The organism is Blastococcus sp. CT_GayMR19, from assembly GCF_004570385.1.
In the GTDB taxonomy this organism is placed as follows: domain Bacteria; phylum Actinomycetota; class Actinomycetes; order Mycobacteriales; family Geodermatophilaceae; genus Blastococcus_B.
Genome location: NZ_SPQL01000040.1, coordinates 1 through 1,020, shown reverse-complemented (window position 1 = coordinate 1,020; position 1,020 = coordinate 1). Strand labels below are relative to the sequence as shown.

Annotated in this window: 1 protein-coding gene; it reads left to right on the top strand. The window is 74.3% G+C overall.

The genetic code is table 11. The features are described from left to right. Nucleotides 1-1,020: HNH endonuclease signature motif containing protein (locus E4P39_RS22050; protein WP_135138803.1), on the top strand; the 1,020-nt coding region annotated here is incomplete at both ends.

Genomic DNA, 1,020 nt, shown 5'->3' with positions numbered 1-1,020 from the left:
ACGAAGTCGACGGCCTCCTGGCTGCGTACCCACACCCGGCTGTCCGAGGGTGCCGCCCGGCGGCTGGTCGAGGCCGGCCGCGTCCTGGACGAGCTGCCGGCCGTGCAGCAGGCGTACGCGACCGGGGCGATCAGCGCCGAGGCGGTGACCACGATCGCGCCGGTCGCCACACCGGCCCGGCTGGCCCGGGCCGCCGAGCAGGGTGTCGACGTGGCCGAGATCGCCGCGACCCTCGCCGTGCTGGCCACCGAGGTGTCCCATCGCCGGCTGCGGGAGGCCGTCGGCTACTACACCCGCCACCTCGACCCCGACGGCACCGAGCCCGACCCCACCGAGGGCCGGTCGCTGACCATGTCGCGGCTGCTCGGCGGCGCGTTCAGCGGAACGTTCTCCCTCGACGCCGTGGGTGGGGAGAAGGTGGCCACCGCGCTGGAGTCGATCGCGGCGGCGTCCCGCTGCGCCGGCGACATGCGCACCGCCGCCCAGGTCCGCGGTGACGCCCTGGTCCAGCTGTGCGACCTGGCGCTGGCCTCCGGTCAGCTGCCGATCCTGCGCACCGTGAAGCCGCACGTCGGGGTGCTGATCGGCATCGAGGACCTCATCGACCCCGCCACCGGCGTCGATGCGGCCACCACCGGGATGGGGGCGGCGATCTCCGCCGGCCGCGCCCGCTGGATCGCCTGCGACGCCACCGTCGGCCGGATCGTCCTCGGCCCCGACTCCGCCCCCCTGGACCTGGGCCGCGATCAGCGGGTCGCCCCACCGCACCTGCGGCGGGCGGTCGAACTGCGGGATCAGAGCTGCGTGTTCGCCGGCTGCGAGGCCCCGGCCTGGTGGTGCGAGGTCCACCACGTCCTGCACTGGGGCGACGGCGGAGAGACCTGTCTGGAGAACTCGGCGCTCCTCTGCGAACGCCACCACGGCAAGGTCCACCACGGCTTCACCATCGTTCGAGATCCCGACGGCCGATGGCACACCTACCGCCCCGACGGCACCGAGATCGTCCTTTCCCCGCTGCTC